We start from the raw sequence: 26,543 nt of genomic DNA on the forward strand, positions 1-26,543 counted from the left end.
GTTCTTACAGATTAACCGCTTTAAAACTTTAAAAGCGGATGCAAAGTTTTAAACTAAAAATTTCAAAACGGCAGATCTCTGAATTATCTTGACTTATTCGGCAGGAATCCAGTTATAATACCGAACGATTAGTATAAAACGCCGGCTTCAACCACTGAAGTGGACGAAGCCGGCGCTTTTTTTGCTGCCTAGTTACATTATTCTATTGTTCCCGAAGCAGCCTCAATATCAGTGTACGCCCAGTGACTTCTGCTGACGTCTTTCCAGGTCGGAGTTCCCGGAGTACTGGCCAAAGTCCGGCCGAACAGCTTGTTAAGCACGGTAACGGCTTCTGCCCGGGTAATAACCTGCTTCGGACGGAAGGTGCCGTCACTATAGCCTTGCATCAAACCTCTTGATTGGGCAGCTGCAATGTCATCTGCCGCCCAGTGTCCTGTGATATCCCTGAACGATTGTACAGTACTTTCAGCAGGCTGGTCAGCTGTAAATCTGGATACGATTGTGGCCATCTGTGCCCGGGTAATTCCGTCATTCGGGTTAAAGTTTCCGTTCTTGTCCCCGATCATCAGACCCCGTGCAGTGATGAATCCAATCTGATCCTGTGCCCAATGGGCTTCAGAGACATCCGGATAAATTCCTGCTTGCGACTGGTTCTCCTTATATTCCAGCAGCCTTGCCAGCATGGTTGCCATCTGGGACCGGGATACAGCGGCTTCCGGTCTGAAGGTTCCGTCCGGGAAGCCATTGATATAAGGCGCACGGTTTTGAACAGCTGGAGATTCAGGCGTAACGCTATCCCCAAGCTGGCTGCTGAGATCGATTCCCTGCCAGCTCAGCAGGGCAAAGGCTCCGAGCGGATTGGCTGTAAATCGGATAGCTGGTGTATTTGTTCCCGCGGAGATAATTTCTCCGGACATCAGCTGCGGCTTGCCGGTTCCATGTTCGGCGTAAACAGCCAGCGACTTCAAGAAGCTGTCTCTCTGCTGCGTGTCGGCTGGCAGAGTCACTCCTGTCAGCGGCATTACCATCGAGACATCGCCCTGACCTGTTATATTGGTCTCAACTTCCACAGGTGTTGCTACAACTACTGGCTGAAGCTGGGCCGAGATGGACTGTACTTGTTCATTCTGCAGCGCTCTTTGCCGTACGGTATCCCGCTTCTGCTGATCTTTCAGCGGTATGAAGCGGAAGTACAGATCATTGCTCTGTGCTGCCAGCGTATCCGGCGGCACTACAGTTTCAATGTAGCTTGTGGCAATTTCCAGATTAAGATCAGCCTGTTCAATCGTCTGCAGCGATTCAGCAGGGAGCTGGACGTTCAGTTCATCCGCCGCCTGATCCGGAGTCTCCGCAATCATAATCCGGAGGCTGTCTCCGCCGCTGTTTTTAATCCGGTTGACCGCTTCATTTGTTTGGTCCGCCGGCAGCGTAACTGTATCAATAACCACCCCGTTAGTTACAGTCCGTCTTTTAGTGACCGGCAGTGTTTCGCCATTTCCATAAGTCAGGGTGGCAGGAGCAGGAGTTGCTGCCGGTGAAGCTGTTGGTGCAGCTGTAACTGCAGGTGAACCACCGCCCGAGCCCGTTCCGCCGGAATCTGAAGGAGGAGCAGTCGTCGCCGTTGCTGTCGGTACTGGTGATTCGGATGGTACCGGTGTTGAAGTTGGTGCAGGTGTTGAAGTTGGTGCAGGTGTTGAAGTTGGTGCCGGTGTTGAAGTTGGTGCAGGTGTTGAAGTTGGTGCCGGTGTTGAAGTTGGTGCAGGTGTTGAAGTTGGTGCAGGTGTTGAAGTTGGTGCCGGTGTTGACGTAGGCACCGGTGTTGAGGTCGGTACTGGTGTTGCTGTCGGTACCGGCGACTCCGTTGGTGTTGGTGACTCTGTTGGTGCCGGTGTCGGCTGGGCAGCTTCAGGTACAACTACATTACCTATCGAAAGCAGGTAGCCAGCTCTCGTAATCGTAACCGTGTACGTCTCACCTTCAGAGAGTACCGCTTCCACCTGATAAGTTAAACCCCCATCAGTTGTGGTCACATTATCTACCGTCACTCCGCCGCTAAGCGCAAAATCGCTGGCAGTAAGCCCCGGCACCGCTTGATCCAAAGTGACTGTGAATCCTTCAGTACCCGGATTGCTGATCGTTCCGGCGACAGCGACAGGTGCTGGAACGGCAACGTTACCAACAGTAAACCGGTAACCCGCTTCAGTAATTGTAACGGTATACGTCTCACCTTCAGAGAGCACCGCTTCCACCTGGTAAGTTAAGCCTCCATCGGTTGTGGTCACATTGTCCACCGTCACTCCGCCGCTAAGCGCAAAATCACTGGCGTTAAGCCCTGGTACCGCCTGGTCCAGAGTGATGGTGAAGCCGGTTGTCCCCGGATTGCTGATCGTTCCGGCTACAGCAACTGGTGCTGGGACCGCAACATTCCCTACAGTAAACCGGTAACCCGCTTCTGTAATGGTTACAGTATACGTCTCACCTTCAGAGAGCACTGCTTCCACCTGGTAAGTTAAGCCTTCGTCAGCAGTGGTTACACTATCCACCGTCACTCCGCCGCTAAGGGCAAAATCGCTGGCAGTAAGCCCCGGCACGGCTTGATCCAGAGTGACTGTAAAGCCGGTTGTGCCCGGATTGCTGATGGTTCCGGCTACCTCGGTCGCCGGCGGAACCACTACATTTTCAACTACAAAACGCAGACCCGGTTCCATGATTGTAACGGTATAGGTTTCTCCGTCAGTAAGATCCGCCGATACCTGATAGCTTAAATTGCTGTCATCAAGCGGCGTAATACTATTCACCCTCATAGTATCGTTAAGAACAAAATACATATTATTATATAGTAGCGCCATCCGGTCCAACGTGATCGTAAAACCGGTAACCGATTCATTGCTGATGGTTCCGTTAATTAAAATCTCCCAAGGCGTAGTTACATTTCCGACTGTAAACCGGTAGCCTGGCTCTGTAATGGTTACAGTATAGGTTGTGCTAGGAGAAAGAGATGCATTAACAACGTACGTCAGGCCGTTATCAGCTGTATTTACTGAAGTCACTGAGGCCCCGCGATTAAGTGCAAAATGGCTGGCAGTAAGCCCCGGTACGGCCTTATCCAATGTAACAGTAAAGCCATTTGTACTTTGATTGCTGATTGTTCCGGCTACTGCGACAGATTCAGGTACTGTAACATCGCCTATGGAGAAGCGGTAGCCTGATTCTGTAATTGTAACTGTGTAGACCTCCCCTTCGGTGAGGGCTGCTTCAACCTGATAAGTCAGACCGCCGTCGGATGTAGTTACATTATTCACTGTTACTCCGCCGCTCAATGTAAAGTCGCTTGCAGTAAGCCCTGGAATGGCCTTGTCCAAGGTTACTGTAAAGCCCGTCGTGCTTTCAGCGCTGACCAGGCCGGTTACGTCTTCGGTCTGGCCGGACAGGAGCGCAAGTCCCCCCGCGCCCACCACTGCAATATTTCCGTTAATGTTTCTAATGTTCAGGGCAGTGGAGTTGTTCGGGATATCGTAAGACACCCAATTGATTCCGTCTGCGGAGCTAAACCAGTTTCTTCCATTAACACTGCCGAGGAAGACATTATCGGCATAAGCAATCATTCGCGGCGAGAAATCGGCCGGATTCGGAGTGAATGGGGTCCAGTTTTTTCCGTCCAAAGAAGTGAGACCATAGCCCTGAGGGCTGTCGGTTCCCACGTAAATGATGAACTTGCCGCTGCCGTATACAATTTTGCTTGGAGCATCATTTTCAGTGATTGGCATTGACGGTATGGAAACTGTCGTCCAGTTGATGCCATCCGGCGAATAAAGGACTGAAGTGGAGGTGGTTATTATAAACAGCCCTTCAACAAATTCAACATTATTATAGCGGCCGGCGCCGGATACTGCTGTGTATGACCAGGTTTTACCCAGATCGGTAGAGTAGAATACCCTGCCCGAGTAGCGGCCTACTACTACAAGCGTTCCATTGCCATAGGCCATTCCGCTCAGACCGACCTCCTCCATACTGCCGGAAGTCCGGTTCTCCCAATCCCGTCCGTCCGCCGACCCCCAGATTGAGGATTCATCGTAGGCCACAAAATCATTCCCGGCGGACATGACCCGTCGAATGGATCCATAGTTTTGCGGATAAGTGGCTGTCTCCCAATCGGCAAAGTTGCTCGACGTAGAGAAATAGATTCTATTATTTAATGTACCTGCCCGCACATAAGTGCCGTTTTTATAAGCAACATCTGTAATGTCCGGGAAGGCGGGCGTCCATGTCTCTCCATTCAGGGTCATGGAGAGCCCGTAATCGCCTGCCACGACGATCCGGTCAGGACCGACTGCGGAGGCTCTGATGAGACTGGGGAGATCATCAAGATACATCGTCCAGTTATTCAGGTTCGTATCCGGGGTTGCCGAGGTGTACATCGGGTAACCTAAAATCCGATATTTTCCGTCAAAATAGGCAAAGTCCAGCGGAATATTTCCGACGCGAAGTTTGGGCCATGCCGAAGCGCCGGGGTTTGCCGAAAGCAGCACGTACCCTCTGTGCATTCCATTGCTGCTGTTCTCTGTTACGGCGAAAAAACGGTCCCGAACAAAAGCCAAGCTCGTGATCATTGCCGGTCCGTCGGCATAAATGATATTTTTGGTCCATGGTCCGGACAAATTGGAGCTGACCAAAATGCTGCTGTCGAGTCCACTATGGGTAAGGGCATAACTTCCGTTTCCATAAGCGATTCCGGTCAAATCCAAATTATAAACGCCTGCAAAGCCATCAGACACAAACAGCCGGAACCAGGCCGTTCCGTCTCCGGAAACCAGCATAACCCCGCCATTACCGACAATGACAAACTGTTCCCCGATAAATTCCACATCATTTAAATTGCTGCTGATTGCCGAAACGTATGGAGTCCAGTTCTCCCCGTCCGGTGAACTCAGGATCGTCCCGCCGCTTCCAACCACGACAAAACGGTTGTTGCCGTAAGCGGCGCTGTTAAAAGTTTCCGTGCTGTTGATCCCGGCTACGTCGGTCCAATTCACCCCATCTTGGGACCGCACAATATTTCCGTTAGTGCCTGCCGCGATATATACGCCTTGTCCGTAAGCCGCCGCTTTGTATCCGTCGCTCTGTATTCCGGGATTCCCTTCAAAAACAATACCGGACTCCGCGGCTGGATCCGGAGCTGCACCAGCAGGCTGTATAGGCCATTGAACCAACAACAGTACAGCGGCCAGCATCACTATCATGCCTCGTTTCAGCAATCGAACCATCTGTTCATCTCCTTGTCTCGTAGAAAATGTCTGGTCGAACACCCCGACTCATACGTAAACTACCCGAAAGTAGAAGAAAGAGCTTCATATTAAGGGCTTTAAAGGTTTGAATATGGCTTTAAAAGTTTAAAATAAAAGGTTAAAAAGGCTGAAACAGGCGTAAATTCAGTCTGCAGGTAGAGGAAAACCGGGCAGTAGAGCTTAAAGGGCCGCGCTTTCCCGGCAGCCTGGAGGAGCAGAGTTAAACCCATACGCTGATGCAAAAGAAGACGATTCCGGCAGGCACTGGGAACGTCTTCTTTTTTACTGAAGCTGCCTAAGGACAAAGTGCCGTCGAACAGAATGTAGCCGCAGGACTGATTCAAGGCAATAACGGCTCGATCAATCCGAAGGATGGAATTACAAGAACGGAGGCCGACACAATAGTGATCCGGTTCTTGGAGAAAGCTGGTCGGATGTAAAGCAACGAATGATAGGCACTATGTAAACAGCGGGGCTGTCCTGCAAGTCACAAGATGACTTGAGGACAGCCCCGTTACATTTTATAGGAGGGCATTCGAGATGGCGTTAGGCATCTATTGAGATGTGTAATTCAACCTCTAACCAAGTATTTTAAACAAATTTCGTAGGATGAAACGCCTTTTTGACCTGAACTTATATGGATTAGCCTTGAAATGTTTAAAGCAAACCTTTGCTCTTCCCAAAACCGGCAGCATCATGAAATAGTAGAGCATGGAAAATCCTCCAATATACGTAGTCGTCTTTACCGCGCGGGAGGAGTCAGATCAAACAGAACGGGAGGGATAACGCAAAAATGATGGAAGCCTTGGGGGGCTGCAGCGGATGTATACAAAAACTTATCCCTGCGGAAAGCAGTATCGGATGTGTGCTGACCTGGAAATTTTGCTGCTGTAATAGCTGAAGTTTGAGAAGAATGAAATATCTATTTAAAAACCCAAATCTCTAATATCGGAGGTATACATGAGAGGAAAATCCATCTTTAAAAAGCGGGTAATGCCGCTCCTGCTCTCGGCGGGGTTGTTGCTCCAGACGGCGATTTTGCCTCCCGCGCCTGCGGCGGCGGCTACGACGAATACCAAGCTTTATACGTTTGGCAGTACAATTGGGCCGCAAAGAGGTATGCTGGATCCAAGTTTCCGAGTTCCTGTCAAGAATCCGTTTTTTACATCCAATGTAAAGGATATAAAGAGTGCGAACCGGCATGCGGCGGTGATTACCGTTACAGGTGAAGTCTATACATGGGGCGACACCCTTTATGGTGTCGGCAGCCAAAGCACCACAAACTATACACCAAAAAAACTGACTCTTCCAGCCAAAGCGGTACAGATTGAAGTAAGTTACGGCTATATACTCATCCTACTGGAGACGGGCGAGGTCTATGCTATGGGCAGAGGAAATTATGGGATCCTTGGCCAAGGCAATACAAACGGTTCTACTACTCCGATTAAGGTGCCCGGGTTAAGCGGCGTCAAGATGATAGCTTCATCGGCACTCGGACAGATTGATCCAGAGACAGCGTTCGCTGTGTTAGAGAATGGAGATGTGTATTCTTGGGGAACAGGCGGAACTTATGGAACATTAGGACAGGGAGCAACCGACACATCTCTCAGTCCTGCCAAGGTTAATGGCTTGTCCGGAGTTATCGATATATCTGCTGGAAGTGCCTCAGTCATGGCTGTCACCGCTACTGGTGCAGTTTATGCATGGGGGGCGAACTCAGCAAACACAGTAGGATTGTATTCTAGTTCAGTTAATGTAAGAAATGTAAATACTCCTACTCAAATATCTGTTCCCGATGGCGTTGTGGATGTGGAAGTGGGATATCAGTCCTCTTTGTTGAGATTAGAGAATGGAGATGTCTATGGAGTTGGCTCCAATTCTAACGGAATGCTGGGATTGGGTGCTGAAGTATCATCCGTCCTCACTCCTACCAAGATCGAAGGTTTAAGCAATATTGTTCATATGAGTCTTTCTGGTATTGGTGTCGCTGTTACACAGGGTGGAGAAGCTTATGTGTTTGGCACGGGACAGTATGGAACGTTGGGACTAGGAGACCTGGTTACCCGCTATACGCCAACCCGGCTAGAGGGATTTACCGTTACTACTGCTGATGTTACTGCAAATACCTCAGGTGATAACCTGCTGCTGGTTACTACAGATGGGGATGTTTATGCAACCGGACCTGATTACTATGGAGTAGTTACTATTTCAGGAAGCGGACAGGTTACCCCCAATCCGGATACGGTGACTACTGTTACTTACAATAACATAGATGTTCAGACAGGAGCCTACTCTACGCTACTTCTTACCGATCAGGGCAAAGTATATGGTTTCGGTCGCAATAGTGGTGCCGGCGAGTTGGGTATCGGAAGCAGTAACATTCAACCTTACCCGGTTGAGATAACGGGGGTGCCTACTATAAAAGCTATATCGCTGCGCCAAAGTTCTTCAATGGCGCTGGCGGACAACGGAGATGTATACGTCTGGGGAGGCAACGGCTATGGAATGTTGGGAATTGGAAACCAGACTAACCAGACACGACCGGTGAAGCTTTCCCTGCCAGGACCAGCTGTCTCAGTGTCTGCGGGGCGTAACCATAACGCTGTTGTACTAGAGGATGGAAGAGTTTATACAATGGGGAGGAATATGTATGGAGAGTTGGGTAACGGTACGGTTGGAGTAGACAGTAGCGTGCCTGTCCAAGTACTGGGATTACCTGTTGGTATTAAAGCGGTTCAGGCTTCAGTCGGTCTTTCCTATACACTTATTCTTATGGAGAATGGCGATGTGTACGGCATAGGAGCTAACGGGGGAGGGCAGCTTGGACAAGGCAATTATACATCAGTATCTACACCTGCCAGAATATCCGCACTTCCCGGGCCGGCACGTAAGGTTGCTACAGGCCAAGACACTAGTTATGTGGTGCTCCGGGATGGAACGGTCTATGGGTTTGGTAGTAATGCTTATGGATTGCTTGGAGCTCCAATACAGACAAGCTGGGTAAATACACCCAGACAGATACAAGGCTTAACCGGAGTAATAGATGCCGCTTCCTCATTGACGGGCCAGTCTCATGCTCTGTTCCTGACCGGCAGTGGTGAGGTCTACAGTATTGGAGGGAACTGGTTTGGACAGCTTGGGGTGGGAACAACGACAAATAGCGCTGCTCCTCTTAAAGTGACTGCCATCCAAGATGCAGTAAAGATTGCTGCTGGAGGAAGCGGGATTTATAACAACAGCTACGTTCTGACGAATTCAACTGAATCCCCGGACCTTACAGTTGTACGGGCCGATCGAGAGCGGACTGAACTTCCTTTTGTAACGGGAGGGTTTACAAACAGAATAACAACAGTATTGCCCACTGCAGGTATTAATGGTTCTAATATAACCTGGATGAGCAACTCACCGGACATGGTGGCCTCGGATGGAACTGTTCTTCGCCGTCCGGTGAACAATGATGAAATTGTGCAGATGACGGCAACCTTTACAAGCGGTTCGGAAAGCGCGACCAAGAATTTCAGCTTTCTGATCCGTAAGTACGATGTGTCCCAGCTGCCTCCGCTGCAGCTTCGGGCAGCGCCGTTGGAACAGATTAACTACACAGCCTCCTCCTGGTCAAGACTGCAAAATCAGTTGAATCAAGCCAATTACATGATCACGGTTACGGTAAATACGTATACGCAGGCTCAAGTAAATACAACAGTAACCAATTTGACTTATGCTTTAGACAATCTGGTGGTAGCTGTGCCGAATTTGACGCTGGCTCAAGGAACGCTGGATATCGCAAATAACCTTGTGCCAAGCGATTACAGCAGTGCCAGCTTTGCCGATGTCGAAGCTGCGGTAACTAGTCTGCAAAATGTCATGAGCAATCCGGCATCTTTGCAATCCCAAATCAATGCAGCAAGGGCGGAACTGCTGAGCGCAATTGAAGCCCTGGAAATTATCCCTGTGAATGATGATGAAGCTCAGGAAGGGCTGGACATTGTAGCGGATCTTTCACCTGAGGATTACAATCCGATCAGGTGGAATGCAGTAGTAGCGGCGCAAACTGCGCTCGAGTCGCTGCTGAACAATCTGGAGGCAACCCAATCGCAAATTGACGCAGCGACAGAAGCACTGAATCAGGCTGTTGCGGCCCTGACACTGAGCAATCCGCCGCAGGAGCTGCTGGATCAGATTGCGAATCTGACGCAGGGAGATTACCTGCCGGAAAGCTGGACGGCTATTGCAGCAGCACGGGATGTACTAACCGGCTTGCTGAATAGTCCGGACGCGACACAAGCACAAATTAACGCTGCTGCCGCAGCGCTGCAACAGGCACTGACCGGATTGATTCCAACCAATCCGTCACTGCCGGTCGTACCAGAGACGCTGCTGAATCAGGTATCCACTCTGACCGCAAGTGATTATAGTCCGGAAACTTGGAGCGCAGTGGAAACCGCGCAGCAGGATCTGGAAACGGCTCTTGCAGGCGGAGATTCCGCATCTGTACAGACAGCTACGGCTGCCCTGCAAACTGCACTTTCGGCACTGACTACTGCTCAAGTAGAAGAAGCTGATGCACAGGCGCAGCTGGATATCGTGGCTGGTCTGACGGCGGGCGACTATTCGCCAGCAGCTTGGGCGAATGTTGAAGCCGCGAGGGTTGTTTTGCAATCCCTGCTGGATAGTCCTAATGCGACACAATCGCAGATCAACGCAGCAACAGCGGTGCTAAATACAGCGGTTGCCGCTCTGGCGCCAAGCAATCCGCCGCAGGAACTGCTGGATGAGGTTGCTTCGCTGACACCAAGCAATTATCTCCCGGAAACATGGGCTGCTATTGCAGCCGCGCAGGAGGTGTTGACGGGACTGCTGGGCAATGAGAATGCAACACCAACACAAGTTAATACAGCTACAGCAGCCCTGCAAGCAGCATTGACGGGCCTGATTCCCGTAAATCCATCTCTTTCGGTGGAACCAGCAACCCTGCTGAATCAAGTTGGTAACCTGAATGGGAACGACTACAGCCAAGTAACATGGGATGCCGTATCAGAAGCAGGCGCGGCACTGGAGACAGCGCTGCAAGGCGGGAATACCGCAGCCATTCAAACGGCAAAAAGAGCACTTCAGACAGCTTTGTCGAACCTGACGCTTGCTCCGGTGAACGAAGAAAGTGCGCAAGCCGGATTAGATACAGTAACGAATTTGCTGGAGAGCGATTATTCGCCGTCAACGTGGGCGAACGTGGTCACAGCCAGAACGATCCTGCAGACCCTGCTGGATAACCCAGGCGCTACCCAATCCCAAATTGATGCTGCAACAATTACACTGAACACGGCAGTTGCAGCCTTGACGCTGAGCAATCCGCAGCAGGAGCTGCTGGATGAGATGAACGAACTGGTGCCGGGTAACTATCTTCCAGGCAGTTGGGCGGTAATCGAAGCGGCACGGGAGATATTGACTGGCTTGCTGGGCAACCCGGAAGCGACCCAGCCGCAAATTAATGCGGCTACAACAGCGCTGGAGGCTGCGCTGAATGGACTCATTCCAACGAACTCCTCACTGCCAGTAGACCCGGCAGCGTTGGTGAATAGAGTGAACACACTCACACCTGAAGACTATACTCCGGAAACATGGAGTCCTGTAGAAGCAGCACAGCTGGACCTGATCGCTGCGCTGCAAGGCGGAGATTCATCAATAATTCAGACAGCTAGAGAAGCGCTGCAGACTGCTTTGGCTGGCCTGACACCGGTTCCTGTAAATCCAGGGGAGGCACAGGATCAGCTGGATGCAGCAGCCGATCTAGTATCGGATAACTACTCACCAGCAGCATGGGCAACCGTTGAAGCGGCAAGAGCCACGCTGCAAGCTTTGATTAACAACGCCAACGCCACGCAGTCGCAAATTGATGCAGCGGCAGAGGTATTGAGCAACGCGATCGCAGCTCTGGCGCCAAGCAACCCGCCGCAGGATCTGCTGGATCAGATCGACGATCTGGTAGAAGGGGACTACCTGCCGGCAACTTGGGCCATTATCGAAGCGTCCCGGACCCTGCTTCAGAACCTGCTGAATGCACAGGCATCGCAGGAATTGATTGATGCTGCGGTGGATACCCTGCAGGGTGCACTGAATGGACTGGTTCCAATCAACCCATCCGTGCCGGTGGAACCGGCGGTGCTTCTGAACCAGGTGGATCGCCTCGAACCAAGCGACTATACGACGGAAACTTGGGATGCCGTACAAGAGGCAATCCAGAACCTGTCCGCAGCGCTGCAAGGCGGCAGTCCGGCAACTGTACAGACAGCCAAGAGAGCGCTGCAGACGGCACTGACCGGTCTGACGATTGCACCAGTGAATGATGAGAATGCGCAGGGGCAACTGGATGCTGTATCCGGAATGACAGCTGGCGATTATACACCAGAGAGCTGGGCACTCGTTGAAGCCGTCAGATCTCTGCTGGAAACGCTGCTGGCTAACCCGGACGCGACTCAATCTCAGATTAACGAGGTGACCTTGGCGCTGGGAATGGCCATTTCTCAGCTTACACCAGAGGAGCCGGAACAACCGGGCACACCGGCGGAGGAATTGTTGACTGAGATTGATCAGCTGACACCTGAGAACTATCTGCCGTCAGCATGGGCGGCGATTGAAGCGGCACGTGAAGTGCTTGAGAACTTACTGGCCGACACAAATGCAACCCAGGCTCAAATTGACGCTGCAGTAGCTGCTCTGCAAGAAGCGCTCACTGGATTGATTCCAACAAATCCATCGCTTCCGGTAAACCCTGAAAATCTATTGGACCAAGTGGCTGATCTGGTAGCAGGCGATTACAGTCCAGAAACATGGAGTGCTGTGCAGGAAGCAAGGGAAGCACTGGGGACTGCGCTGCAGAGCGGAGATGCATCTGCTGTAGAGACTGCTCTAGAAGCACTGCAGAATGCTCTGTCCGATCTGGCCATCGTGCCAGTGAACGGCACTAATGCACAGGAACAACTGGCAACTGTAACGGATCTGACTTACGGCGACTACACGCCGGCAACTTGGGCCAAGGTCGAAGTAGCCAGAGGTGTGCTGGAACAGCTGCTGAACAATCAGAATGCGACCCAGTCGCAGATCGATGCAGCTGTAGCAGCACTGAGCAATGCGATTGCGGCCCTGGTGGCAACGCAGCCGGAACAACCGGCGACGCCAACACCGGCACCCACTCAAAATCCGACACCAGCACCAACTCAAGATCCAGCGCCAGGCACGGGTGGCGGAGGTAATCCGGGCGGAGGCACCGGCGGTGGCGGAGGAGGCGGTGGTGGCGCAGTAATCATCACGCCATCTGCAACACCGTCACCAACACCAACGGCCACAGCGACACCAGCTCCAACACCTGCAGCAAGTGCAGGTGCATCGGCCACCCCGATGCCATCGACAGCACCTAAAGTATTCAGCGATGTGAGAACCGGCCAATGGTTCAAGCAATATGTGGACCGGGCAAGCTCCCTGGGCATCTTGGAAGGGGTAGATGGTACACGATTTGAACCAACCCGTGAGATTACGCGGGCGGAATTCTCAGCCGTTCTGGTCAGAGCACTGGGACTGGAAGCTGCATCAGGCCAAAGCGCCGGATTCCGTGATGTCGCCGGCAGCAGATGGTATGCAGATGTGATTGCAACGGCGAACCAGTTTGGACTGATTGCGGGCTACGAGGATAATACCTTCCGTCCGAACCAGCCGATTACGCGGGAAGAAGCAATGGTGATCATCTCACGGGCAATGAACTTGATCAGCCTGCAGGCCACAAGTGCCACAGGTGCTGATATTCTGAACGGCTTCAAGGATTCAGGGCTTGTAAGTAACTGGGCTCAAAGTGCCGTTGAACAGAATGTAGCCGCAGGCCTGATTCAAGGCAATAACGGTTCGATCAATCCGAAAGATCAGATTACAAGAGCGGAAGTCGCAGCGATTGTGATCCGGTTCCTGGAGAAGGCCGACCGGATATAAAGCAACGAATGATAGGCACTACTAAGTAAATAACGGGGCTGTCCTGTAAGTCACAAGATGACTGAGGACAGCCCCGTTGCATTTTATATAAGGAATTTCAAACTGTCACATCAAGAAGCTTGAGCTTTCCACTCATTGGAATCTGGTGCCTATTAGATATGTAATTCAATCTCTAACCTAGTATTTTAAACATATTTCGGACGATGAAACGCTCTGTTGATCTGATTTTATATGAATTAGCCTTGAAATGTTTAAAGCAAACCTTTGCTCTTCCAAAACCGGCAGCTTCATGGAATAGTAGAGCATGAAAAATCCTCCGGTGTACATATTCGTCTTTGCCGCAGCGGGAGGATTAGATTAAACGGAATGGGAGGGATAACGCAAAAATGATGGAAGCCTTGGGGGGCTGCAGCGGATGTATACAAAAACTTTGTCCCTGCGGAACGGTGTAACGGATGTGTGCTGACCTGGCGGTCTTGCTGCTGCAATAGCTAAAGTTTGAGAAGAATGAATCATCAGTTTCTTAAAACCCAAATCTCTAATATCGGAGGTATACATGAGAGGAAAATCCATCTTCAAAAAGCGGGTATTGCCGCTCCTGCTCTCGGCGGGATTATTGCTCCAGACGGTGATTCTGCCACCCGCTCCTGCGGCGGCGGCTACGACGAATAATCAGCTGTATGCTTTTGGTAGCGTGCCAGGTCCGCGACAAGGGCAACCGGCGCCTCTTTATACGACGCCGACTAAAATATCGTCGCTTTCGGATCTGAAAGATGCCCGTGTTGTTAGCGGCGATCGTGTTATGGTCCTAACTAATAGTGGAGAAGTATATACATGGGGCATTACCCCGTCTTACTTGGGTACGAATGCTACTGAAACAAACAAATTAATACCAAATAGGGTGCAGGGGCTTCCTTCCAAGGCGGTTGCTATTACCGCAACTCTCTATGGGGGATTCATCCTGCTTGATAATGGCGATGTATATTCTTTCGGATTGGGAGTTAACGGTGCTCTTGGCCAAGGGAATACGAATAATTATCCACTACCGACCAAAATTACAAGTTTGAGTGGAATTAAAGCAATAAAAGCCGGAACTCAATATGTACTGGCGCTTACAACCGCAGGAGAGGTGTATGCTTGGGGGACAGCCTCTAATGGCAATTTAGGCCTAGGAGAGCTTACAACTACAAACAGTCCGACAAAGATCACAGGACTGTCTAACATTGTAGATATTTCTCCTGGACTCAATCATGCACTTGCCGTCGATTCAAGCGGAAGAGTATACGGGTGGGGACTGAACAACACTTATCAATTGGGTATGGAGGATACTTCGAGAAAGACAACACCGATACTAATTCCTGAGCTGTCTGGCGTAGTGGAAGCGGATGCTGGCTCCACTCACTCCTTGGTGAGGTTGCAGAACGGGGATGTATATGCATTCGGTAGTGGACAGAACGGGCAGCTTGGTCTGGGATCGGATATTTTGTTTGCAAGAACACCAACAAAAATAGAAGGTCTCAGCAATATTAGCAGCATAAATGCTGGCGTTGTTAACTCCGTTGCTATTCGCAATGATGGAACTGCTTTTGTATTTGGAGATAATGCATATGGTGTATTGGGACAAGGCGATCAGATCAACCGGTTTCTCCCGACTCCGGTTCCGGGTCTATCTCTTGCTTCGGCAGACCCTGGTGTTTTTTCTTTAAGAACGGCGCCGTTTATAACAACTGCCGGTGAATTATATCTGGCAGGAGATAATACTTTTGGACTTATTTCTGCTGAAGCTCTCTATACCACGGTTCCCAAAACAGTAACATCGCTGACCTATAATATAATTGATATAGAGGCGGGAAGTTGGGGTGTAGTTGCACTTAATGATAGGGGTGAGGTATATGGTTTTGGCCTGAACAACTCTAATGAGTTGGGGCCATCTGTCGCTGGACAATGGGGATATCCCGCTCCAACTAAACTGCCAGTTCCAGAGGCCAAGGCTATATCGTTGTCATCTTCTACTACGCTCATTCTTACAAAAAACGGGGAAGTATATGGTCTAGGTAATAATGTTCAAGGACCTATTGGCAATGGTACGACTACAGGTACTAGTACTCCGGTCCGTGTAGCGCTTCCGGGCCCTGCTATTTATATTGCAGGAGGAGACTCAACTTCTTTTGCCATACTGGAGGATGGAAGTGTTTATGCCTGGGGCTATAATAGTAATGGACAATTAGGTAACGGCACTACGACTACTCCTCAATTACTGCCCGTTCAAGTTAACGGTCTGCCGAGCGGGGTAAAAGCTGTACAGGTTTCAGGAGGTTACCGCCACACTCTAATTGTAATGGAAAATGGCGACGTCTACGCAATGGGTTATAATTCGAACGGACAATTAGGCACAGGCAACACCACTAACAGCACTACTGCTGTTAAGGTGACAGGGCTGCCTGCGCCAGCCCGAAAAGCGGTTGCTGGACTTTATTCAAGTCTAGTTCTACTAAATAATGGAACAGTATACGGATTCGGAAGTAACTCTAACGGTGTACTTGGGCTTGGGAACGTAACACAAACTTCCACCCCGACACTTGTTCCAGGTCTTACTAACGTAATCGATGTGGAGTTGAGCTTCTATGTTTCCTCTTCAGCCGCAATTACATCTAATGGAGATGTGTATACTTTTGGGTTGAATAATTATGGACAATTGGGACTAGGAGATCTAGTTAACCGTTCTACTCCCCAAAAAGTAAATGGTTTGCAAAACGCAGTTACAGTTGACTTTGGAGGCTCATCTATCGCTTCAGGACTCTATCCTAGCGCTTATGTACTGACGAACTCTACAGCGACGCTCGATAGTCGAATCGTTCAGGCGGACAGAGACAGTACTAACTTTACTACTACTTTAATGTCCCGGGTTACCGGTAGCTTGCCGCTTCCATCAGTAGGTCCTAATGGCTCTGCTGTTACATGGTCGAGCCAGCCGAATCTGATTGCTCCAAACGGAACGGTTACGCGGCCGACCGAGCAGGATCAATTCGTAGAACTGACAGCTGTCTTTAGCAGTGGAAGCGAGACGGCGACACGGTCGTACCGCGTCCTGGTCCGCAAACAGGTTGATCCTTCTGCGCTTGTCCCGCTGCTGCAGCAGGCCAGCACGTTAAGTTCGATTGATTATACGCCTGCAACCTGGACTCCAGTGCAAAACAGCATGACGAATGCGACCTATGTGACTACAGTTTCAACCGCGACATATGTGCAGTCGGATATTATAAGCATGACGGACTCTTTCCGTACACGTCTTGCTAGCTTGTCAGTTGTCCCAGCCGACACTGCCGCAGCACAAGCACTGCTGGAGGGAACAGCCGGATATACAGCAGGCAACTATCCGCAGGCAAGTTGGGATGCTTTTGTAACCAGCCGCACTGCATTGGAAGACTACTTGAACAGCGCCAATAGCGGCATTACCCTGCTGCAATCCCAAGTCAACCAGCGGGTAACCAATTTGCGTAACGCAGCGAATACGATGCTTAGAGAGCGCGGGCAGTCGCTGCTGACGACAGTGAGCACACTGGTAGAAAGTGACTATACGGATGGATGGGCTGCATTTGCGGCAGCCAGAGACCAGTTGAGTACGGTCTTAGCTGATGCGACCAGTACACTCTCTGCCATTGATACGGCAACCAATGACCTGCAAGCAGCCATTGGCGGATTGGTCATTGCCACCGTGGATAAGACGGCAGCCAATGCACTAATTCAACGCACAAGCGCACTGACGCCAAGCGATTATACGCCGGACAGCTGGGCAGCGATGATCGGTGCCGGTAATGTTGTCGTTACGATGATGAACGATCAAGCAACCACCCAGTCCAAGCTGGACGCGGCAGTTGCTCTGTTGCAAGCTGCGGCTGATGCGCTTGTCGCAGTACCAACGAATGCAACACCTGCTGAAGAGGTGGCGGATTACGCGGGTGATCTGGTAGCCAGCGATTACAGCGGTGATAGCTTTGCCGCTGTGCAGAATGCTCTTGCTGCGCTACAGGATCTTTTGAATGATCCGGCTGCCCTGCAATCCCAAATCGATGCAGCCAGATCGGAACTGGTAAGTGCCATTAATGCCCTGGATATTGTGCCGGTTGAAGAGGCCGATGCTCAGGAAGGGCTGGATGCGGTAGCTGATCTGTCCCCTGAGGATTACAATCCGGTCTTGTGGTCGGCTGTTGCAGCGGCACAAACTGCACTTCAGGAGCTGCTGAATAACCCGAATGCGACTCAATCGCAAGTCAATGCGGCTACGGAGGCGCTGAATAATGCAATTGCGGCTCTGACACCAAGCAATCCGCCGCAGGAGCTGCTGGATCAGATTGCCGATCTGACCGCAGGAGATTACCTGCCGGCAACCTGGGCGGCGATTGAAGCGGCACGGGAAATTTTGACCGGTTTGCTGGGCAACCCGGAAGCAACCCAAGCGCAAATTAACGCTGCTACTACAGTGCTGCAGCAAGCGCTGACCGGACTGATTCCGACGAATCCGTCGCTGCCTGCAGATCCGGTGGAGCTGGTGAACCAAGTGGATGCTCTTACAGCAGACGATTACACTCCTGAAACCTGGAGTATTGTTGAAGCAGCACAGCTGGATCTGATCGCTGCGCTGCAAGGCGGAGAAGCCGCCGTGATTCAGACGGCCAGAGAAGCCTTGCAAAATGCATTGGCCAGCCTGACGCCGGTTCCTGTAAGCGCAGGAGATGCCCAGGAGCAACTGGCTGCAGCAGCCGATCTGGCACAGGAGGACTACTCACCGGCCGCATGGGCAACCGTAGAAGCCGCGAGAGCCACATTGCAAGCTTTGATTACCAATGCCAACGCCACGCAGTCGCAAATTGATGCTGCGGCAGAGGTGTTGAGCAACGCGATCGCCGCTCTGACTCCAAGCAACCCGCCGCAGGATCTGCTGGATCAGATCGACGATCTGGTAGAAGGGGACTACCTGCCTGCAACTTGGGCCATTATCGAAGCGTCCCGGACCCTGCTTCAGAACCTGCTGAATGCACAGGCATCGCAGGAATTGATCGCTGCTGCGGTGGATACGCTTCAGGGTGCACTGAACGGACTGGTTCCAATTAACCCATCCGTGCCGGTGGAGCCGGCGGTGCTTCTGAACCAGGTGGATCGCCTGGAACCAAGCGACTATACGTCGGAAACTTGGGATGCCGTTCAAGAAGCAAGCCAGAACCTGTCGGCTGCGCTGCAAGGCGGCAGTCCGGCAACTGTACAGACAGCCAAGAGAGCGCTGCAGACGGCACTAGCCGGCCTGACGATTGCACCAGTAAATGATGAGAATGCGCAGGGGCAACTGGATGCTGTATCCGGAATGACAGCTGGCGATTATACACCGGAGAGCTGGGCACTCGTTGAAGCCGTCAGATCTCTGCTGGAAACGCTGCTGGCTAACCCGGATGCGACTCAGTCTCAGATTAACGAGGTGACCTTGGCGCTGGGAATGGCCATTTCTCAGCTTACGCCAGAGGAGCCGGAACAACCATCATCACCGGCGGAAGAATTGTTGACTGAGATTGATCAGTTGACACCTGAGAACTATCTGCCATCTGCATGGGCGGCGATTGACGCAGCACGTGAAGTGCTGGAGAACTTACTGGCTGACACAAATGCAACCCAGGCTCAAATTGACGCAGCGGTAGCTGTGCTGCAAGAAGCACTAGCCGGACTGATTCCAACGAATCCATCACTTCCGGTAAACCCTGAAAATCTATTGGACCAAGTGGGTGACCTGGTAGCAGGCGATTACAGTCCGGAAACATGGAGTGCCGTTGAAGAAGCACGTACAGCACTGGAAACGGCGCTGCAAAGTGGAGACACGTCTGCGATTCAGACGGCCAAAGCTGCAATGCAGAATGCACTGACAGACTTGACGATCGTGCCAGTGAACGGCACTAACGCACAGGAACAACTGGCAACCGTAACGGATCTGACGTATGGTGACTACACGCCGGCAACTTGGGCCAAGGTCGAAGTAGCCAGAGGTGTGCTGGAACAGCTGCTGAACAATCAGAATGCGACCCAGTCGCAGATCGATGCAGCTGTAGCAGCACTGAGCAATGCGATTGCGGCCCTGGTGACAACGCAGCCGGAACAACCGGCGACGCCAACACCGGCGCCAACTCCAAATCCGACGCCAACACCGGGCACCGGTGGCGGAGGTAATCCGGGCGGTGGCACCGGCGGTGGCGGAGGAGGCGGTGGAGGCGCAGTAATCATCACGCCATCTGCAACACCGTCACCAACACCAACGGCCACAGCAACTCCAACACCTGCTCCGACACCGGCAGCAAGTGCAGGAGCATCGGCCACCCCGATGCCATCGACCGCACCGAAGGTGTTCAGTGATGTGAGAGGCGGCCAATGGTTCAAGCAATATGTGGACCGGGCAAGCTCCCTGGGCATCCTGGAAGGGGTAGATGGTACACGCTTTGAACCTACCCGTGAAATTACCCGGGCGGAATTCTCAGCGGTTCTGGTCAGAGCACTGGGACTGGAAGCTGCCTCAGGCCAAAGCGCCGGATTCAGCGATGTAGCCGGCAGCAGATGGTATGCGGATGTCATTGCAACCGCGAACCAGTTTGGACTGATTGCGGGCTACGAGGATAATACCTTCCGTCCGAACCAGCCGATTACGCGGGAAGAAGCAATGGTGATCATCTCACGGGCAATGAACCTGATCAGCCTGCAGGCCACAAGTGCCACAGGTGCTGATATTCTGAACGGCTTTAAGGATTCTGGGCTTGTAAGTAACTGGGCCCAAAGTGCAGTCGAACAGAATGTAGCCGCAGGACTGATTCAAGGCAATAACGGCTCCATTAATCCAAAGAATGAGATTACAAGAGCGGAAGTGGCAGCGATTGTGATCCGGTTCCTGGAGAAAGCCGGCCGGATTTAACCGAAAGGCGCAATAGTTAGCAATTATTAGCAGTTAATACAAGGGCGATTCTCCCGTTAAGGGGGGATCGCTCTTTTTTTCAATACAAAAAAGCGCCACTCCACCCGCAAAAGGATAGAGCAGACGCTATTTTTTAACAAACAATGAGTTATTCCCCCGCCTGCTCCCGCTGGAACGCGGCAATCGCTTCATATTCGCTCTCCAGGCTGCGGAAGACGTTGATGTAGATCGGCAGCAGCTGCTTGTACACTTTGGCATGGTCCTCGACCGGCTGATGCTGATAGGTAGAGCCGATCATGCCGTACACAGCGTTCAGGGAATCGATCCGGCCCAGCGCATGCAGACCAAGGACAACGGCTCCCAAACAGGAGCTCTCGAAGCTCTCGGGGATCACAACCTCCTGGTCAAAAATATCCGCCATCATCTGCCGCCACAGCCCGGAGCGGGCGAAGCCGCCGGTAGCGAGGATTTTGCTTGGACGGCCGATAATTTCCTCCATGGCAAGCAGAACAGTGTACATATTATAGATTACGCCTTCCAGCACCGAGCGGATCATATGCTCCTTGCGGTGATTCATTGTTAGGCCGAAAAAAGATCCCCGTGCATCCGGATTCCACAGCGGCGCCCGCTCTCCGGTCAGGTAAGGATGAAACAGCAGCCCGCCGCTGCCCGGCGGCACCTGCTCGGCAATGCGGGTCAGCACCTCGTAAGGATCAATCCCCAGACGCTTCGCGGTCTCCACCTCTGAAGCGGCGAATTCATCGCGTACCCAGCGGAACAGCATGCCGCCATTGTTCACCGGCCCGCCGATCACCCACAGCTTCTCGGTCAGCGCGTAACAGAAGATCCGGCCCTTCGGGTCAACAATCGGGCGGTCGACCACTGTACGGATCGCTCCGCTGGTCCCGATCGTGGCAGCGACCACGCCGGGCTCGATAGCGCCTACACCAAGATTGGAGAGCACGCCATCGCTTGCCCCGACAAAAAAAGGTGTAGTGGAGAGCAGCCCCAGCTTCTCTGACAATCCCGGCAGCAGTCCCTCCATGGCATGGGTGGTCGGTACAGGTGTAGAAAGGCGCTCACGTGAGACTCCAGCCACATTCAGCGCTTCCGGATCCCAGTCCAGCTTCTCCAGATTGAACATGCCTGTACAAGAGGCGATGGAATAGTCAATGACATACTCGCCGAACAGCTTGGCGAAGACATACTCTTTAATGGAGATAAATTTAAAAGCCTGCTTGAACAGCTCCGGCTGTTCCTCTCCAAGCCACATCAGCTTGGTGATCGGCGACATCGGGTGTACAGGCGTCCCAGTGCGCAGATAGATTTCGTGACCGCCTAATTCATTCTTCAGCCGTGCCGCACAGGCGGCGCTGCGGTTATCTGCCCAGGTGATGCAGGCCGTGAGCGGCTTGCCCTCTCTGTCCACCGCAATAACACTGTGCATGGCCGAGCTGAACGAGACGAACAGCACATTGTCCGGCTGGACCCCGCTCTCCTCCATCACAGCCGCTATAGTGTTAATGACGGCGTTCCAGATTTGGTCCGGGTCCTGCTCCGCTACGGAAGGCAAAGGCTGATGCAGCGGATAGCCTTCATTTGCCTGGGCAATGATCCTGCCGTTCTCCTCAAAGAGGACGGACTTGGTACTTGTGGTGCCGATATCAACGCCTACCATATAGTGTTTACTCAAGCTATAGCCCTTCTTTCTGCTTCCGATGCCTGAAGCGGTCCGCCCTGATCAGCAGGGCCCGCTGGCGTTAACCGGATGAATGATGATTGTTGTTGTTAGACAAATACCATATTAAATTGCAGTCGAAACAAGCCTTGCATCATACACATTGCTTCCATTATATCGGGAATTTTGAAAAAGATATAATGATATGATTTTTCTCATCAGAATAAACCTTAACCTCTGTCCGGATTTCGCGATTCCCGGGATAGCGGCTGCTGTGTTTTTTATTGAAGGAAATAAATGCTATGCTGTATCCATAGGTATGATTGACGTAAACGGACAGTTCATGATACGATACTGCCAATGCTTTACTTTGCTACCACTTTACCATAGTAAAGCGAATTACATATCATACATTTATGAGAATCTGACGAGGTGACCATGAAGATGTCCAAACCTAAAGGTTTTGAAAAGCCGGCCGGCGTGCGCGACTATCTCCCGCGTGCAGTAGCGAAGCTGCGCAAGATTGAGAACGATGTGCTGCACTGCATGAGCCGCTGGGGATACCGGCAGATGATTACTCCAACACTGGAATATTACGATACGGTGGGGGTGGCCAGCTCCACTTCCGACCAGAAGCTATATAAATTGCTTAATAACCGCGGACAGGCGCTGGTGCTGCGTTCAGAGATGACGGCTCCGGTAGCCAGAGTGGTATCTTCCCTTTTAAAAGATGAACCGCTGCCGCTGCGGCTATCCTATCACGCCAACGTGTTCCGGGCGATTGAGGAGGAAGCCGGGCGGGAAGCAGAGTTCTTCCAGACCGGTGTAGAGCTTGTCGGTGATGACTCGCCAGAGGCTGATGCTGAAGTAGTAGCCTTGGCCATTTCGTCGCTGCAGGCAGCGGGCGTCAAGTCCTTCAAAATTGCCATGGGCCATGTCGGCTTCCTCGACGGCTTGTTCCAGGAGGCTGTTCCGGGCTTGCCGGAGGCACAGGAGGAACTAAAGAGCCATCTGCTCGGCCGCGATTACGTGGCTTTCCGCGAGACGCTCCGCCGTCTGGAGCTGCCGGAAGCGCAGAAGAATGAGCTGGACGGATTGCTCCGCCTGCGCGGCGGCAAGGAAATCTGCGGACAGGCACTGGAGCTCAGCAGCCATCCGCTGGCCCGTACCTCTATTGAGCATTTGTGCAAAGTATGGGAGGTCCTCGTCGCTTACGGCGTATCCCAGCATGTGCTGATCGATTTGACGATGATCGGGGATTTCTCGTATTACACCGGGATGACTTTTGAGGGTTATGCTTCCGAGCTGGGCTTCCCGGTCTGCAGCGGCGGACGGTATGATAATCTGCTGCAGCAGTTCGGCCGTGCGGTGCCGTCCACAGGCTTTTCCCTGAAGACAAACCGTATTCTTGATGGCGTTACCGGCATGCCGGAAGAGGAAGAGCTGGCTGTTCTCGTACAGTATGATGCGCCGCGCCGTACCGAAGGGCTGACGGAAGCCGCGCGGCTGCGTTCTGAAGGCCATGTTGTTGTCACGAGGCTGGCGGCAGGACCGGAGGACCTCAAAACTGTGCAGCGTCTCGATAACGGAACCGTTGCAGCGGATGGAGAGCGGTATGGGGATATTTATACCTTTGTATCTTTTGTCAGTGAGCATGGCTAAAAAGCCGTGATCTATATAGGAAGCAAGAGGCAGTAAATAAGCTGTATATGCTGTATATATAAAAGAAAGCAGAGACGGAGGAGGTTCATTACGATGGCGCAGATTTTGAAGGTAGCGATGCCGAAGGGCCGGATTTATAATAAAGCCGCAGAGCTGTTCCGCCAGGCGGGACTGCCGATCCCGGCGGATGGCGAAGAGTCGCGCAAGCTGGTCGTTTCCCTGCCGGAGGCCGGCATGGAGTTTATACTGGCCAAACCGGTGGATGTGCCGACTTATGTGGAATACGGCGTGGCTGACATCGGAATTGTCGGCAAGGATGTTCTGCTGGAAGAGGACCGTGATGTGTACGAGCTGCTTGACCTTGGCATCGCGCGCTGCCGGATGTCGATCATCGGCCTGCCGAACTGGCAGCCGGGTATCCAGCAGCGGGTGGCGACCAAGTACCCGAACGTGGCCTCACGATACTTCCGCGAGCAGGGACAGCAGGTGGAAGTGGTCAAGCTGAACGGGTCGATTGAGCTGGCCCCGCTGATCGGGCTGGCCGACCGGATCGTTGATATGGTGGAGACCGGCCAGACGCTGAAGGACAACGGACTGGTGGAGATGAAGAGTATCTTCGAGATCACCAGCCGGCTGGTGGCGAACCGGGTAAGCTACCGGATGAAGAATGAAGAGATCCAGCAGCTGTGTGACCGCCTGCAGAATGTGATTGCAGAGCCGAAGCTGCAGACCAAGTAAACCTAAACTAACTAACAAACTGACAAACTAACTAACTAACTAACACATAAGGCGCGGGTGCTATACGTAGCGGGAATTTCTCCACCTATTTCTCTTTAAAACACGGAAACTATGAAGCTAGCGGGAAAAACTCCACTTATATCGATGAGTTTCATCAATAGTGGGGGATATGGCCCGAAATAAAGGGACAATTTCCACCTAATTCCTAAAAACGGCGATAAATATTAGATTTAGATGGAGAAAATCCAACTACTAATTCAGCATTCCTCCAGAGCGTGGTACAACATTTTGACCGGCGCCAGAAATACGTATAGACATTTACAATAGATAGCATGTAGGGAGGAACCAGCGGTGAAGATCCAGTCAAGCAGGGAATTCAAGCTGCAGCGGGAAGTGGACTATGGAACGCCGGAGCAGAACGCGGCTGTGAAGCAGATTGTAGCTGATATCAAAAAAGAAGGCGACGCCGCGCTGCTCCGCTATACGGAGCGGTTCGACGGCACGGCGCTGACACCGGCGGGTCTGCGGGTCACCGCGGAAGAGCTGCAGGCTGCATACGGCCATGTGGAGGAGTCGTTCGTTACCGCTATCCGCGCGGCGGCGGCTAATATCCGGGCGTTCCATGCCCGGCAGAAGCGCAGCTCCTGGATGGATCTGCAGCCGGACGGGACCATACTCGGACAGATTATCCGTCCGCTGAAACGCGTGGGCGTGTACGTGCCCGGCGGCAAAGCGGCTTACCCGTCCAGCGTGCTGATGAACGTCATCCCGGCCCAGATAGCCGGGGTGCCGGAGATTGTCATGGTGACGCCTCCGGCAACTGGCGGAACAGCCGGCATTGATCCTTATATTCTCGTAGCGGCCGCCGAAGCGGGTGTGAACGAGATTTACCGCGTGGGCGGTGCGCAGGCAATCGCCGCGCTGGCTTTCGGAACGGAGAGCATCGCTCCGGTAGACAAGATTTGCGGCCCGGGCAACATCTACGTGGCCCTGGCCAAACGCGAGGTATACGGTGCGGTCGATATCGACAGCATCGCCGGACCGAGCGAGATCGTGGTGCTCGCGGACGAGACTGCGGAGCCGGCCTACATTGCAGCCGATCTGCTGTCCCAGGCCGAGCATGACGAGATGGCATCGGCGATTCTGGTGACGCCGTCGCAGAGCCTGGCCGAGACGGTTGCGGCAGAAGTGGAGCGCCAGCTGCAGGAGCTGCCGCGGGAGGCGATCGCCCGCGCTTCAGTCGAAAATTACGGCGCGATCATCGTGGTCGATTCCTTGCAGGAAGGCATCGACGTCGTTAACAGCCTGGCCCCCGAGCATCTGGAGGTTGTAGCTGAGGACCCGATGGGACTGCTGGGCAGCATTGAAAATGCCGGTGCGATTTTTCTCGGGCCGTACAGCTCCGAGCCGGTCGGGGATTATTTTGCCGGACCGAACCATATTATACCGACCAACGGCACGGCGCGGTTCTCGTCGCCGGTTGACGTGGATGATTTTATCAAGAAATCAAGCCTGATTTACTACAGCAAGGAAGCGCTCCTGCGCGACGGAGCAACGATTATCGAGCTGGCGAGACGCGAAGGGCTGGAAGGCCATGCACGGGCAATAGAGATCAGACTGGAGAACGAAGCGAAGGGTGGAGACGGGAATGGAGAATAACAACAATATACCGGCAGAACGCAAGGCCGGACTCAGCCGCACAACAAACGAAACGGATATTACACTGTCCCTCGGTGTAGACGGCAGCGGGATTTCCGAGCTGGAGACAGATGTGCCTTTTCTGAATCATATGCTGGATCTGTTCACAAAACACGGCCAATTTGACCTCTCCGTACAGGCGCGGGGGGATATTGATATCGATGATCACCACACGGTGGAAGACATCGGGATCTGTCTCGGACAGGCACTGCGCGAAGCACTCGGCGACAAAAAAGGCATCAAACGTTACGCCAGCGTCTTCATTCCAATGGATGAGGCCCTGGCCCAAGTTGTGATTGATATCAGCAACCGGCCGCATTTTGAATACCGCGCACAGTATCCTTCACAGCAGGTGGGCAGCTTTTCAACTGAGCTGGTGCACGAATTCCTCTGGAAGTTTGCGCTGGAAGCCCGGATTACGCTGCATGTCATTGTACATTACGGCTCCAATACCCACCACATGATTGAGGCGGTATTCAAAGCGCTGGGCCGGGCACTGGATGAAGCGACCCAGGTGGATCCGCGCGTGAAGGGTGTGCCTTCCACGAAGGGAGTGCTGTAG

General features: G+C 52.5%; 9 protein-coding genes. 7 read left to right on the forward strand and 2 right to left on the reverse strand.

All coding sequences use genetic code 11. The features are described from left to right. Window positions 1-197 precede the first annotated feature (197 nt). On the reverse strand, window positions 198-5,264 hold the full coding sequence (locus C2I18_RS12810) for an S-layer homology domain-containing protein (protein WP_249901535.1): 5,067 nt from the start codon (window positions 5,262-5,264) through the stop codon (window positions 198-200). A gap of 981 nt (window positions 5,265-6,245) precedes the next feature. Between C2I18_RS12810 and C2I18_RS12815 the strand changes: the two genes are divergently transcribed. The 3 genes from C2I18_RS12815 to C2I18_RS12825 all read left to right on the forward strand — a co-directional run bounded on the left by C2I18_RS12815 (window position 6,246) and on the right by C2I18_RS12825 (window position 20,205). Beyond that, window positions 6,246-13,262 carry an RCC1 domain-containing protein gene (locus C2I18_RS12815; RefSeq protein ID WP_249901536.1) on the forward strand — a complete coding sequence of 2,339 codons (7,017 nt, stop codon included), beginning with the start codon at window positions 6,246-6,248 and terminating at the stop codon, window positions 13,260-13,262. Between the two features lie 507 nt (window positions 13,263-13,769). Beyond that, a complete protein-coding gene (locus tag C2I18_RS12820; RefSeq protein WP_249901537.1) occupies window positions 13,770-13,934 on the forward strand; it encodes a hypothetical protein in 165 nt (54 codons plus the stop codon). A gap of 22 nt (window positions 13,935-13,956) precedes the next feature. Beyond that, window positions 13,957-20,205, forward strand: a complete 6,249-nt coding sequence (locus C2I18_RS12825) for an RCC1 domain-containing protein (protein ID WP_481857937.1) — start codon at window positions 13,957-13,959, stop codon at window positions 20,203-20,205. Window positions 20,206-20,353: 148 nt separating this feature from the next. On the opposite strand, the gene gntK is transcribed toward C2I18_RS12825, so the two are convergent. Continuing rightward, window positions 20,354-21,883: a gluconokinase gene (gene gntK, locus C2I18_RS12830; protein ID WP_249902103.1), complete on the reverse strand. Its 1,530-nt coding sequence runs from the start codon at window positions 21,881-21,883 to the stop codon at window positions 20,354-20,356. 444 nt (window positions 21,884-22,327) lie between these two features. Here gntK and C2I18_RS12835 point away from each other — a divergent pair, with 444 nt between their 5' ends. The 4 genes from C2I18_RS12835 (at window position 22,328) to hisB (ending at window position 26,543) form a co-directional block, all read left to right on the forward strand. Beyond that, window positions 22,328-23,545 (forward strand): ATP phosphoribosyltransferase regulatory subunit, encoded by a 1,218-nt coding sequence (locus C2I18_RS12835; protein ID WP_249901539.1) that lies wholly within the window; start codon window positions 22,328-22,330, stop codon window positions 23,543-23,545. 93 nt (window positions 23,546-23,638) lie between these two features. Then, window positions 23,639-24,283: an ATP phosphoribosyltransferase gene (hisG, locus tag C2I18_RS12840; RefSeq protein WP_249901540.1), complete on the forward strand. Its 645-nt coding sequence runs from the start codon at window positions 23,639-23,641 to the stop codon at window positions 24,281-24,283. A 351-nt stretch (window positions 24,284-24,634) separates the two neighbouring features. Beyond that, window positions 24,635-25,942, forward strand: a complete 1,308-nt coding sequence (gene hisD, locus C2I18_RS12845) for a histidinol dehydrogenase (protein ID WP_249901541.1) — start codon at window positions 24,635-24,637, stop codon at window positions 25,940-25,942. Further along, window positions 25,932-26,543, forward strand: a complete 612-nt coding sequence (hisB, locus tag C2I18_RS12850) for an imidazoleglycerol-phosphate dehydratase HisB (RefSeq protein ID WP_249901542.1) — start codon at window positions 25,932-25,934, stop codon at window positions 26,541-26,543. Before hisD ends, hisB begins: the two co-directional genes overlap by 11 nt.

It is taken from the genome of Paenibacillus sp. PK3_47 (genome assembly GCF_023520895.1).
Taxonomy (GTDB): Bacteria; Bacillota; Bacilli; order Paenibacillales; family Paenibacillaceae; genus Paenibacillus_AQ.

Bases quoted from the DNA above. Each gene is read 5' to 3' on its own strand.
- hisB (WP_249901542.1), top strand. From the start codon at position 25,932: ATGGAGAATAACAACAATATACCGGCAGAACGCAAGGCCGGACTCAGC.
- C2I18_RS12835 (WP_249901539.1), top strand. From the start codon at position 22,328: ATGTCCAAACCTAAAGGTTTTGAAAAGCCGGCCGGCGTGCGCGACTAT.
- C2I18_RS12820 (WP_249901537.1), top strand. From the start codon at position 13,770: ATGAATCATCAGTTTCTTAAAACCCAAATCTCTAATATCGGAGGTATA.
- hisG (WP_249901540.1), top strand. From the start codon at position 23,639: ATGGCGCAGATTTTGAAGGTAGCGATGCCGAAGGGCCGGATTTATAAT.
- C2I18_RS12815 (WP_249901536.1), top strand. From the start codon at position 6,246: ATGAGAGGAAAATCCATCTTTAAAAAGCGGGTAATGCCGCTCCTGCTC.
- gntK (WP_249902103.1), bottom strand. From the start codon at position 21,883: ATGGTAGGCGTTGATATCGGCACCACAAGTACCAAGTCCGTCCTCTTT.
- C2I18_RS12810 (WP_249901535.1), bottom strand. From the start codon at position 5,264: ATGGTTCGATTGCTGAAACGAGGCATGATAGTGATGCTGGCCGCTGTA.